8 protein-coding genes and 1 tRNA gene are annotated in these 11767 nt (G+C 70.3%); 3 read left to right on the top strand and 6 right to left on the bottom strand.

Going from position 1 to position 11767, the window contains the following annotated elements:
• Positions 1 to 7: 7 nt before the first annotated feature.
• The 6 genes from pknB to PZB77_RS15135 all read right to left on the bottom strand — a co-directional run bounded on the left by pknB (position 8) and on the right by PZB77_RS15135 (position 8130).
• Complete coding sequence (gene pknB, locus PZB77_RS15160) at positions 8 to 2002, bottom strand: Stk1 family PASTA domain-containing Ser/Thr kinase (RefSeq protein WP_275493127.1); 1995 nt, start codon at positions 2000 to 2002, stop codon at positions 8 to 10.
• Between the two features lie 168 nt (positions 2003 to 2170).
• The gene (locus PZB77_RS15155; RefSeq protein ID WP_275493126.1) at positions 2171 to 3625 is read right to left on the bottom strand and encodes a penicillin-binding transpeptidase domain-containing protein; all 1455 of its coding nucleotides are present in this window, start codon (positions 3623 to 3625) and stop codon (positions 2171 to 2173) included.
• Entirely contained in the window at positions 3622 to 5040 is a 1419-nt protein-coding gene (locus PZB77_RS15150; protein WP_275493125.1) for an FtsW/RodA/SpoVE family cell cycle protein, read from the bottom strand. Before PZB77_RS15150 ends, PZB77_RS15155 begins: the two co-directional genes overlap by 4 nt.
• Positions 5041 to 5063: 23 nt before the next feature.
• Entirely contained in the window at positions 5064 to 6551 is a 1488-nt protein-coding gene (locus tag PZB77_RS15145) for a Stp1/IreP family PP2C-type Ser/Thr phosphatase (RefSeq protein WP_275493124.1), read from the bottom strand.
• A gap of 132 nt (positions 6552 to 6683) precedes the next feature.
• Positions 6684 to 7199, bottom strand: coding sequence for an FHA domain-containing protein (locus tag PZB77_RS15140; protein ID WP_275493123.1), 516 nt, complete (start codon positions 7197 to 7199; stop codon positions 6684 to 6686).
• 10 nt (positions 7200 to 7209) lie between these two features.
• On the bottom strand, positions 7210 to 8130 hold the full coding sequence (locus PZB77_RS15135) for a DUF3662 and FHA domain-containing protein (RefSeq protein ID WP_275493122.1): 921 nt from the start codon (positions 8128 to 8130) through the stop codon (positions 7210 to 7212).
• A 311-nt stretch (positions 8131 to 8441) separates the two neighbouring features.
• Here PZB77_RS15135 and PZB77_RS15130 point away from each other — a divergent pair.
• From PZB77_RS15130 to PZB77_RS15120, 3 genes are all read left to right on the top strand, one after another.
• Positions 8442 to 8524, top strand: a tRNA-Leu gene (locus PZB77_RS15130).
• 613 nt (positions 8525 to 9137) lie between these two features.
• Positions 9138 to 10715, top strand: coding sequence for a DUF2252 domain-containing protein (locus PZB77_RS15125; RefSeq protein WP_275493121.1), 1578 nt, complete (start codon positions 9138 to 9140; stop codon positions 10713 to 10715).
• Positions 10716 to 10774: 59 nt separating this feature from the next.
• On the top strand, positions 10775 to 11767 hold the full coding sequence (locus tag PZB77_RS15120) for a hypothetical protein (RefSeq protein ID WP_275493120.1): 993 nt from the start codon (positions 10775 to 10777) through the stop codon (positions 11765 to 11767).

Genomic DNA, 11767 nt, shown 5'->3' with positions numbered 1-11767 from the left:
CAGGTGTTCAGCCGGTGAGTCCCCCGAAGAAGTCGCCGGCCTCGCCACCGCCACCGCCGCCGACCGTCTTCACGTTGACCGGGCTGTTCTTGGCGAGCGGCTGGTTGGCCGGCGGGTCGAAACCGAAGACGCGGGCGTTGTCGTCGGTCGAGCCGTCGACGTTGCCGAGCACCAGCCCGTTCTGCGCGAGCATCGCCTTCGCCTCGCCGAGCGTGTGGCCCGTGAGGTCCGGGACGGTCGTCTGCTCGGGCTGCGGCGGGCCCTTGGAGACCTTCAGCACGATCCGGACGTCCTTGGCCTGCTGGCTGTTGGCCTCCGGGGTCTGGCCGACCACGGTGTTCACCGCTGCGGTCCCGTCGACGTCCTCCCGGGCGATGTTGGTGAACCCGAGAGCGGCCAGCTGACCCTGCGCCTGGTCGTAGGTACGGCCGTTCGTCGACACGTTCGGCATGGAGAGGAGCTTCTCCGTGGCGACGGTGATCGTCACCTCGGACTCCTTCTCCGCTTCGGAGCCGCCGTCCGGGCTCTGCTCGGTCACCGTCCCCGGCGTGGCCTCGGACTGCTCGCGCTTCACCTTGACGGTGAACCCCTTGTCCTCCAGCCTCTTGCGGGCGTTGTCCTCGGACTTCTCGGTGACGTCCGGGACCTCGACCTTGGGAGCTCCGGTGGAGACGACGACCTCTACGGTGTCGTTCTTGTCGAGCTCACCGCTCTTCGGGTTCTGCGAGCAGACCTTGCCCTTCTCCTGGTCCTCGCACGGCTTCTCCTCGCCGACCTTGAGGAGCAGATCGGAGTTGTCCGCGCGCTGCTGGGCCTGCTGCAGGGTCAGGCCGACCAGGTTCGGCACCGGAACCGTGGCGTCGCTCTCCTTCTTGCTGAAGACGACCTGACCGATCAGGATGGCGCCGATCAGCACGAGGACGCCCGCCACGACCAGGAGGATCGTCGAGGTGTTGCTCTTCTTCTGACGGCGCCGGCCGGGGCGGTCGTCGTAGCCGTACCCGCCGTCGTCGGGGTTGAGCGGCGGCATCATCGACGTCTGCGGGCCACCGCCCTCGGCGGCGCGCAGGGCGGTGGTGGGCTGGTCGCCGCCGTAGCCGCCGTCGTACCCGCCGTATGCCCCGTAACCGGCCGCGCCCATGGCCGCGGCCGCCGCGACCGGGCGGCCGTCGAGGCAGGCCTCGATGTCGGCGCGCATCTCGTCGGCCGACTGGTAGCGGTAGTCGGGGTCCTTGGTGAGCGCCTTCAGCACGATCGCGTCCATCTCGGGCGTGATCTCGGGGTCGAAGTTGCTCGGCGGCTGCGGCTCCTCGCGGACGTGCTGGTAGGCCACCGCGACGGGCGAGTCCCCGATGAACGGGGGGCGTACCGCCAGCAGTTCGTACAGCAGGCAGCCGGTGGAGTAGAGGTCGGAGCGGGCGTCGACCTGCTCGCCCTTGGCCTGCTCCGGCGAGAGGTACTGGGCGGTGCCGATGACCGCGGCGGTCTGCGTCATCGTCATGCCGGAGTCACCCATCGCGCGGGCGATGCCGAAGTCCATGACCTTGACCTGGCCGGTGCGCGTCAGCATGACGTTGGCCGGCTTGATGTCGCGGTGGACGATCTGGGCGCGGTGCGAGTACTCCAGCGCCTGCAGGATCCCGACCGTCATCTCCAGGATGCGCTCGGGCAGCAGTCTGCGACCGGAGTGCAGGAGTTCACGGAGCGTGGAGCCGTCCACGTACTCCATCACGATGTACGGGATCGAGACCCCGTCCACGTAGTCCTCGCCGGTGTCGTAGACGGCGACGATCGCGGGGTGGTTGAGCGAGGCGGCGGACTGGGCCTCACGGCGGAACCGGGCCTGGAAGGACGGATCGCGGGCCAGGTCGGCCCGGAGCGTCTTCACGGCCACAGTGCGGCCGAGCCGGGTGTCGTGCGCGAGGTAGACCTCGGCCATGCCACCACGGCCGAGCACCGAGCCCAGCTCGTACCGGCCGCCGAGGCGACGCGGCTCTTCCATCACTGTTGCAGCCCTCTCCGTCAGTCCCGACCGCACCCGTGTGTGGTCCGGCGGTGCGCTGTTGGCGCATACGCTACCGGGCACGCGCGACGCGATCGGCCCGCACCCGTCAGCCGATACCCGACCGGTATCCCGATGTCCCGGTACGCGGTCGTGCGACGGGCCCCGCTACTTGCCGTCGAGAACCGCCTTCATGATCGCCTTGGCGATCGGGGCGGCGAGGCCGCCACCCGAGATGTCGTCGCGGTTGGCCTTGCCGTCCTCGACCACCACCGCGACGGCGACCGGGGAACCCTTGTCGGTCTTCGCGTACGAGATGAACCAGGCGTACGGCTTCTCGCTGTTGTTCAGTCCGTGCTGCGCGGTACCGGTCTTTCCGCCGACAGTGACGCCGTCGATCTTCGCCATGGTTCCCGTCCCGCTCTGGACGACGGTCTCCATCATCTGCTGCAGCTTCTGGGCGTTGGCCGCCGTGAGGGGCCGGCTCATCTCCTTCGGCTCGGCCGTGTAGATGGTGTCCAGGTTGGGTGCCTGGCGCTTGGCGACCATGTACGGCTGCATGAGCTTGCCGTCGTTGGCGACGGCCGAGGCCACCATGGCCATCTGGAGCGGAGTGGCGCGGTTGGACGCCTGACCGATGCCCGCCATGGCGTTCTGCGAGGGGATGTCCTCGGGGTAGACGCTCTTGTCGGCGCGGACCGGGGTGAAGACCTCTTCGTTGAAGCCGAACTTGTCGGCCTCCTCGATCATCTTCTTGTTGCCGAGGTCGGAGCTGATCTTGCCGAAGACGGTGTTGCAGGAGTACCGCAGCGCCTCGCGCAGTGAGGCGTTCTTGCAGGGGATGTTGCCCTCGTTCGGCAGCGGGTTCCGGGTCCCGGTGAGGATCCACGGGAGGGGGGAGTCGGTCGGCTCGTCGATGGAGTCGTAGAGGCCGTTCTCCAGGGCGGCGGAGGCGGTGACGACCTTGAACGTCGAGCCCGGCGGGTAGGTCTCGCGCAGAGCCCGGTTGAGCATGGGCTTGTCCTTGTCCGCGAGGAGCTTCGCGCGGGCCTCGGAGTCCTTGTCGGAGTTGCCGGCGAAGACCGAGGGGTCGTAGGAGGGCGTGCTCGCCAGAGCCAGGATGGCGCCGGTCTGCGGGTCGAGCGCGACGGCCGCGCCCTTCTGGTTGCCGAGCCCTTCGAAGGCGGCCTTCTGCGCGGCGCCGCTCAGCGTGGTGACGACGTTGCCGCCCTGCTTCTCGTCGCCGGTGAACATCGACAGCGTGCGGTTGAAGAAGAGCTGGTCGTCGTTGCCCGTGAGGATGCCGTCCTCCAGGTTCTCCAGCTGCGTGGAGTCGAAGGCCTGCGAGGAGTATCCGGTGACGGGGGACCACATGGGCCCGTCCTTCCAGACCCGCTTGTACTTGAAGTCGCTGCCGTTCGTCTCCACGGAGCCGGTGACGGCCTTGCCGTCGACGATGATGTCGCCGCGCTCGTGGGCGTACCGCTCGATCCGGACGCGGCGGTTCTCCTCGCGCGAGTTCAGCTCGTCGGCCCTGACGTACTGGAGGTAGTTGGTGCGGACCAGCAGGGCCAGGATGAGGACACCGCAGAAGATCGCGATCCGGCGCAGGGGCTTGTTCACGGACGGACCACCTGAGTCATCTCGGCGTCGGGCGAGGGGGCGGGGGCCGGCGCCGGGCGGCGCGCGGTGTCGCTGATCCGGATGAGGATGGCGATCAGCGCCCAGTTGGCGAGAACGGACGAACCGCCGTACGCCAGGAACGGCATGGTCATACCGCTGAGCGGGATGAGGCCCATCACCCCGCCGGCGACGACGAAGACCTGGATGGCGAAGGCCCCTGAGAGGCCGACCGCCAGGAGCTTGCCGAAGGGGTCGCGGGCGGCGAGCGCCGTACGGATGCCGCGCTCGACGATCAGGCCGTAGACCAGCAGGACCGCCATCATCCCGGCCAGGCCGAGCTCCTCACCGACGGTGGAGAGGATGAAGTCGGCGTTGGCGGCGAACATGATCAGGTCCGAGTGGCCCTGGCCGAGGCCGGTGCCGAGGGTGCCGCCGGAGCCGAACGACATCAGGGACTGGGCGATCTGCTCGCTCGCACCCGCCCCGCCCTGACCGAATCCCTTGAAGGGGTCCATCCAGGCGTCCACCCGCTGCTGGACGTGCGGCTCGAAGGTCGCGACACCGACGGCGCCCGCCCCCGACATCAGCAGACCGAAGACGATCCAGCTGGTCCGCTCGGTCGCCACGTAGAGCATGACGATGAAGAGGCCGAAGAAGAGCAGCGAGGTGCCGAGGTCGGTCTCGAAGACCAGGATCAGGATCGACAGCGCCCAGATCGTCAGGATCGGGCCGAGGTCGCGTCCGCGGGGGAGGTACATCCCCATGAAGCGCCGGCTCGCCAGAGCGAGCGCGTCGCGCTTCACCATGAGATAGCCGGAGAAGAAGATCGCGATGAAGATCTTCGCGAACTCTCCGGGCTGGATGGAGAACGGGCCCAGGCTGATCCAGATCTTCGCGCCGTTGACGGCGGGGAAGAAGATCGGCGTGATCAGCAGGATCAGGGCCACGACCATGGAGATGTACGTGTAGCGCTGGAGGACGCGGTGGTCCTTGAGGACCATCAGCACGGCGACGAAGAAGGCGACCCCGATCGCCGAGTACAGCAACTGCTTGGGCGCGTCCGGGCTGTAGGACCCCCAGCGCCGCTCCGCGTCCTGGATCAGCCGCTGCGACTGGTCGAGGCGCCAGATCAGCACCAGACCGAGGCCGTTGAGCAGGGTGGCCAGCGGCAGCAGCAGCGGGTCGGCGTACGGCGCGAACTTGCGCACCACGAGGTGGGCCACGCCGCCGAGCAGGACGAGCCCGGCACCGTAGCCGAGCATGCCGGAAGGCAGCTTGCCGTCGATGGCGAGACCGACGTTGGCGTACGCGAACACCGAGATGGCGACGGCGAAGACCATCATCATCAGTTCGGTGTTGCGGCGGCTCGGTGCGTCGATCGCGCCGATGGTGGTCGTGTTGGTGACAACGCTCATGGTGCTGTGGGCCCCCTACGGCCTTACTGCTTTCCGCACTGCGGGACCAGCTTCTGCTCTTCCTCCGAGAGGCTGGGGCCGGGAGTGGGGGTCGCTGCGGTCGGCTTCGTCTCCTTGACGGTCCCCTTGTCGGAGGCCGTGCCGGAGGTCTTGTCGGTGGAGGCGGCGTTCTCCGCGGCCTGCTGCTCGGCGGCGGCTCGACGCTGAGCGGCCTTCATGCAGGCGGTCGCCTGGGCCGACAGTTCGTCGACCTTCTTACGGGCGTCCGTGAGGTTGCCCTCGGCGATCGTCTCCTCGACCTGCTTGCGCTGGTACGGCGGCAGGTACTTGAGTTCGATCTCCGGGTGGTCCTTCTCGACCTTCGAGAGGGAGACCCAGCCGAGGTCCTGGCTGATGCCCCGGAAGAGGGCGACGTTGTCGTCCTTCGCGCCCACGTAGAACTGCGTCTGCGTCCAGCGGTACCCGCCGTACAGGCCACCGCCGACGATCGCCAGAGCGAGCACGACGTAGAGCGACCGCTTGAGCCACCGGCGTCCGCCGGGCTTGACGAAGTCGTCCTCGGTGTAGGCCTCGAAGGCGCCGTGCGGTCCGTCGCCGTAGTCGGTGTCGGAGCCGCTGCCGGGAGGCCCGAAGCCACCGGCGGGCGGCGGGACCGAGCGGCCGAGGCCGGCCGCGCGTCCCGCCGGGGTCTGCATGGCCCCGCCGTCGCTGAGCTGGGCCTGGTTCTCCGCGACCGCGCCGACGATCACCGGGGTGTCGCTGAGGTGGCCGGCCAGGGTGTCGTTGCTGTCGGCGTCGAGCACGTCGGCGACGATGCAGGTGATGTTGTCCGGTCCGCCGCCGCGCAGGGCGAGCTGGATCAGTTCCTGGATGGTCTCCTGCGGACCCTGGTAGCTGGCCAGCGTCTCTTCCATCGTCTGGTGCGAGACCACGCCGGAGAGGCCGTCGGAGCAGATGAGGTAGCGGTCACCGGCCCGTACCTCGCGGATGGAGAGGTCGGGTTCGACGTGGTCGCCACTGCCCAGGGCCCGCATCAGCAGGGAGCGCTGCGGGTGGGTGGTCGCCTCCTCCTCGGTGATCCGGCCCTCGTCGACCAGTCGCTGCACCCAGGTGTGGTCCTGGGTGATCTGGGTGAGGAGCCCGTCGCGCAGCAGGTATGCGCGGGAGTCGCCGACGTGGACCAGGCCGAGTCGCTGGCCCGTCCAGAGCAGGGCGGTGAGCGTGGTGCCCATGCCCTCCAGCTGGGGGTCCTCCTCGACCATGTCGCGCAGTTGGTCGTTGGCCCGCTGCACGGCGGAGCCGAGCGAGGTGAGGAGGTCCGACCCCGGGACGTCGTCGTCGAGCTGGACGAGCGTGGAGATCACCTCGGAGCTCGCGACCTCACCGGCGGCCTGACCGCCCATGCCGTCGGCGATCGCGAGGAGGCGGGGACCGGCGTAGCCGGAGTCCTCGTTGCCCTCCCGGATCATGCCCTTGTGCGATCCGGCGGCGAAACGCAGGGTCAGACTCATGCGCACCTCGCCCGTCGGTTCGGGGTACGGCCGGTCCTGTCGAGCCACACTGCCCACCCTCCGGTCGGGAGCCGGGCCGCGTCCTTCGTCAGGACCGCCGCGGCTCGCTCGCTCCGCTCGCTCATTGTCGTACTACTTCCGCAGCTCGATGACGGTCTTGCCGATACGGATCGGCGCACCCAGCGGAACGGGCGTCGGGGTGGTGAGACGGGTCCGGTCGAGATACGTGCCGTTGGTGGACCCGAGATCCTCGACGATCCACTGGCCGTCCCGGTCGGGGTAGATCCTGGCATGCCGACTGGACGCGTAGTCGTCGTCCAGCACGATCGTTGAATCGTGGGCCCGGCCCAGCGTGATGGTCTGGCCCTGGAGCGCGACCGTGGTGCCCGTGAGGGAGCCCTCGGAGACGACCAGCTTGGTGGGTGCGCCGCGACGCTGACGCGTCGGCTGCTGGCGCTGTTGCGGCGGCGCTGCCGCCTGTTGGCGCCCCTGCTGGGGGCGCGTCTCGGTACCCGTGCGGCGCGAGCCGCGTTGGGTGACGCGCGTCCCGAACAGGTCGCTGCGAATGACCTGTACGGCCACGATCACGAATAGCCACAGAACGGCCAGGAAACCTAGCCGCATGACCGTCAGGGTCAGCTCTGACATTGCCCCCGCTTCACCCTTCGGCTTGCCGGTAAACGATGGTGGTGCTGCCCACGACGATCCGCGAGCCGTCGCGGAGCGTAGCGCGGGTGGTGTGCTGCCCGTCCACCACGATGCCGTTGGTGGACCCGAGATCCTGGATCGTCGAGGGCGTTCCGGTCCGGATCTCACAGTGCCGGCGCGATACGCCGGGGTCGTCGATCCGCACGTCGGCTTCGGTGCTGCGTCCCAGCACCAGCGTCGGGCGGGAGATCTGATGGCGGGTGCCGTTGATCTCGATCCAGCGCCGCACCTGGGCGTCCGGGAGCGGGCCGGAGGCGGCGGGCGGGCGGCGCCGGTCGTTGGCGGTCCCCGCGGGGCGTCCGGTGGCCGGCGGCGGGGCCGCCGGCATCGGTGGGGCGGCGGCCGGCGGGTATCCGTAGCCGCCGGGGGGCTGCTGCCCCTGCGGCGCGGCGGGCCTGCCCGGCGCGGGGCGCTGGGCCCCGTACGCGTCGGGACGGGCTCCGTAGGGTTGCCGGCCCGGGTCGCCCTGCGGGTCGCCGGGCTCCTGCTGGGAGGTGCTGGACGCGAGAGTGCGGCTGCGCACGCGGTAGAGGCCCGTGTCCAGGTCCTCGGCCTTCTCCAGGTGGACCTTGATCGGTCCCATGAAGGTGTAGCGCTGCTGCTTCGCGTAGTCCCGCACCAGCCCGGACAGCTCGTCGCCGAGCTGGCCGGAGTACGGGCTGAGCCGCTCGTAGTCGGGAGCGCTCAGCTCGACGATGAAGTCGTTGGGGACGACGGTCCGCTCGCGGTTCCAGATCGTCGCGTTGTTGTCGCACTCGCGCTGGAGCGCGCCCGCGATCTCGACCGGCTGGACCTCGGACTTGAAGACTTTGGCGAAGGTGCCGTTGACCAGACCTTCGAGACGCTGCTCGAAACGCTTCATGACTCCCATGGGGCACCTCCTCCGGTGTCATCGTCCCTGTACTGCTTACTGATCGTATCCACGCCTCGGGAAATCGGCTGGTTCCCCTTGTCTGCCCGGTGGATGAGTGTCACCCCTCACACGGATCGTAGAGGTGGCCCCATGACAGTGTCCCGCACGCGGGGTGCACTGAGCAGGAGTGGGGAGAGGGTTCCGCGTTCCCGTTTCCCCCTCGGTGCCCCCCGAAACAACGGATGTGAATCCTCCCCGCTCAGCGTGCTAATCTTCCGATGTCGCCAGGGAGAAGCACCGAAACGGTGCGAGGAACTGGACACCACTTTGCGCGAGTGGCGGAACGGCAGACGCGCTGGCTTCAGGTGCCAGTGTCCTTCGGGACGTGGGGGTTCAAATCCCCCCTCGCGCACAATGAGCGGCTGGGAACAGCTGCTGGGTCGGTTCGACAGAACCCCCGCAACGGAGAGATCCGGTGCGGGGGTTCTTCGTTGTGCGGTGGCGGATTGCCTCTGTCCGGTCGGGGTGAGCGGTTCTCGTCCGGCGCGCGCCGGGGCTCTCGTCGGTGTGCGCGAGGGCTCTCGTCCGGCGTCCGCGCGCGTTCTCGGCCGGCGTCCGCCGGGGCCGGCGTGCTCGGGCGTGATCCGCGTTCGGCCGGGCGGCACTGTGCGGTGTTTCACGTGAAACGGTGCCGCGTACCCGTCTCCCGGAGTGCGTCTCCGAACCCGGGGCGGGGTGGGCGAGGCGGTCGGCGGCGCGTCGGGCTCCGTCATTGGTCCTCGACGGGGGCCGTGTCACGAGTCGCGCCGGTGTCGCAGGTGACCACGGTCACGCCGGAGTTGATCGGCGTGAGGGTCCGAGGTGACGAGCGAGAGGCTTTACCCGCTCTTTGGCCTGCTCAGCGTCTTTTCCACCGGTGGGGACGGTACGTGTGCATGAGGGCCGTCGGTGCGGGGTGAACGGCGGTACGGTCATGGCCCATCGAGGACGAACGGGACCGCCGGTGGGCGGGGGAGGCGGTTTCCATGAGTGGGACCGATGTGCTGGCGGCGGCGGAGCCGACCGTGAGGGATGCTCCGGTGTCCGCCTCCGCGGAGAGCGCGTCGGTGGCCCGTGCGTCCTCGGTCGATCCGGGCCTCGCGGTGGTGGGAGCGGGCTTCGCCCCGGCCGGCCCGGAACGGCGGCCGGTGGCGGATGCGCCGGCGAACGGGGTGCCCGGGACACGCATCCCGGCGGTCGCGGGTTTCGCGCGGCGGGCGGAGGAGTCGTCGCGGAAGGCGGCGGGCCGGGCGTTGCGCGAGCGGGTGCCGAGAGCCGCCCACGCCTCGCTGGTCCTTCCGCCGGGGCGACCCGACGCGGTGCGGGCCGTCGAGGAGTCGAACCGGGGCCGGGTCCCCGGGCTGACCCCGATACGGGTGGGACGGATGGCCGCGTCCCCCTTCGCCTTCCTGCGCGGTGCTGCCGGGCTCATGGCCCACGACCTCACGGGCACGCCCGTCACCGGGGTCGGCGCACAGCTCTGCGGCGACGCGCACGCGGCCAACTTCGGTCTGTACGGGGACGCCCGCGGCAACCTCGTCATCGACCTCAACGACTTCGACGAAACGGCCTTCGGGCCCTGGGAGTGGGACCTCAAGCGGCTGGCCGCCTCCTTCGTCCTCGCGGGCCGGGCCGCCGGGGCCGACGAGGACACCTGCCGCAGGGGCGCGTACGACACGGTGGGGGCGTACCGGCGGACGATGCGGCTGCTCGCCCGGCTGCCCGCGCTCGACGCCTGGAACGCCATCGCGGACGAGGCGCTCGTCTCGCACGCGGACGCACGGGATCTCCTCGGAACGCTCGAGCGGGTCTCGGAGAAGGCCAGGCGGAACACGAGTGCCCGCTTCGCAGCCCGGTCCACCGAGGTGTCGGAGGACGGCGGGCGGCGCTTCGTGGACGCACTTCCCGTGCTGCGCCGGGTCCCGGACGCGGAGGCGGCGGCCGTCGCGGCCGGGCTCGGCGGCTACCTGGGGACCCTTCCGGAGGACCGGGTGCCGCTGCTCGCCCGTCACACCATCCACGACGTGGCGTTCCGGGTGGTCGGGACGGGCAGCGTGGGGACCCGCTCGTACGTGGTGCTCCTCCTCGACCACCGGGGGGAGCCGCTGGTGCTCCAGGTGAAGGAGGCCAGGCCGTCCGCGCTGACGCCGTTCCTGCCGGCCGTCGGTTTCGACGTTCCGGTGGTGGCGCACGAAGGCCGCCGGGTCGTGCTGGGGCAGAAGCGCATGCAGGTCGTCAGCGACCATCTGCTCGGCTGGGCCGACGTGGACGGCCGGCCCTACCAGGTGCGGCAGTTCAGGAACCGCAAGGGCAGCGTCGATCCGGCGGCGCTGGCTCCGGACGAGGTGGACGACTACGGGCGGATGACCGGCGCGCTGCTCGCCCGGGCCCACGCGCACAGCGTCGATCCCCGTCTCATCGCCGGCTACTGCGGGAAGAACGACGAGTTGGAGCAGGCGGTGGCGGACTTCGCCGTGCTGTACGCGGACCGGACCGAGGCGGACCATGCCGCGCTGCTCAAGGCCATCGGATCCGGGCGGCTGGCCGCCGAGCCGGGGGTGTGAACGGCGGTGTGGGCGCCGCCGGGTCCTCGGGGGGCCGGCCGGGGCCATACGCTGGACGGGTGACCGACGAAGCCGCCGGGGTGGGCACCACCCGGAACGACGATGACCGGCAGGTTCAGGACCGGCAGGTCCAGGACGCGGACCAGCAGGTCCAGGACCTGGACAGCGCGGGGGACGGCGATCAGCCGCGGGACGCGGGGCCTTCCACGCAGGAGGACGCGTCCGCGACGGACGGCGCTCGCGTGCGGGAGCCGGTGCCCGGCGCGGAGGAGTCCGACGCCCGGCCGGAGGCGCGGCTCGCCAGAGCCGTGCAGGCGGCGGAGCAGGCGCTGATCGAGTTCGAGATCGCGGTGGAGACCTTCCGGGTCGAGGTGGAGAACTTCTCCCGGCTGCACCACCAGAAGCTCGGCCCGATGTACGCCCGCCTCGACGAGCTGGACGCCCTCCTCGCCGAGGCGAAGGCCGCCCGGACCGGCGATCCGGAGGACCTCCGCACCGCACGGGAGGCCCGTGCCGCCGTCATGCCGATGCCGGGTGTGGACGAGCTGTTCCACGGCTGGATGGACTCGGAAGGGCTGTACCCGGAGGCCGTGGCCATGCTCACCGAACAGCCGGTCCAGCCGCCGAAGCGGGTACGGCCCAGCGACGAGGCCCGCAAGCTCTACCGCGAGCTGGCCCGCAAGGCCCATCCCGACCTGGCACGGGACGAGACGGACCGGCAGCGGCGCGAGGAGTTCATCGCCCGGGTGAACGGGGCGTACGGGCGGGGCGACGTGCCGTTGCTCCAGGAACTGGCCGGTGAGTGGGCGGCGGACCCGGTGCGTCCGCCGGCGCTGCTCAGCGAGAGCGAGGAGCTCTACGCCCGGCTGGAGTGGCTCAGTCGGCGCAAGGAGCTGCTGACCGTGCTGGCGCAGGAGCTGGAGCAGAGCGCGATCGGATCGATGCTGCGGATGGCGCCGGACGATCCGGACCAACTGCTGGTGGACATCGCCGACCAATTGCTGGGCGAGGTGTCCCGGCGGGAAGCGGAGCTCGCGGAGCTGGTGCAGTAG

The sequence above is a fragment of the Streptomyces sp. AM 2-1-1 genome, assembly GCF_029167645.1.
Taxonomy (GTDB): domain Bacteria; phylum Actinomycetota; class Actinomycetes; order Streptomycetales; family Streptomycetaceae; genus Streptomyces.
The sequence above is the reverse complement of the archived record's forward strand: the minus strand, read 5'-3'. Positions and strand labels throughout refer to the sequence as shown.

What these genes read in the sequence shown, in the direction of transcription:
- PZB77_RS15125 (WP_275493121.1), top strand. Translation starts at nt 9,138, where the DNA reads ATGAGTGGGACCGATGTGCTGGCGGCGGCGGAGCCGACCGTGAGGGAT.
- PZB77_RS15140 (WP_275493123.1), bottom strand. Translation starts at nt 7,199, where the DNA reads ATGTCAGAGCTGACCCTGACGGTCATGCGGCTAGGTTTCCTGGCCGTT.
- PZB77_RS15145 (WP_275493124.1), bottom strand. Translation starts at nt 6,551, where the DNA reads ATGAGTCTGACCCTGCGTTTCGCCGCCGGATCGCACAAGGGCATGATC.
- PZB77_RS15135 (WP_275493122.1), bottom strand. Translation starts at nt 8,130, where the DNA reads ATGGGAGTCATGAAGCGTTTCGAGCAGCGTCTCGAAGGTCTGGTCAAC.
- PZB77_RS15150 (WP_275493125.1), bottom strand. Translation starts at nt 5,040, where the DNA reads ATGAGCGTTGTCACCAACACGACCACCATCGGCGCGATCGACGCACCG.
- pknB (WP_275493127.1), bottom strand. Translation starts at nt 2,002, where the DNA reads ATGGAAGAGCCGCGTCGCCTCGGCGGCCGGTACGAGCTGGGCTCGGTG.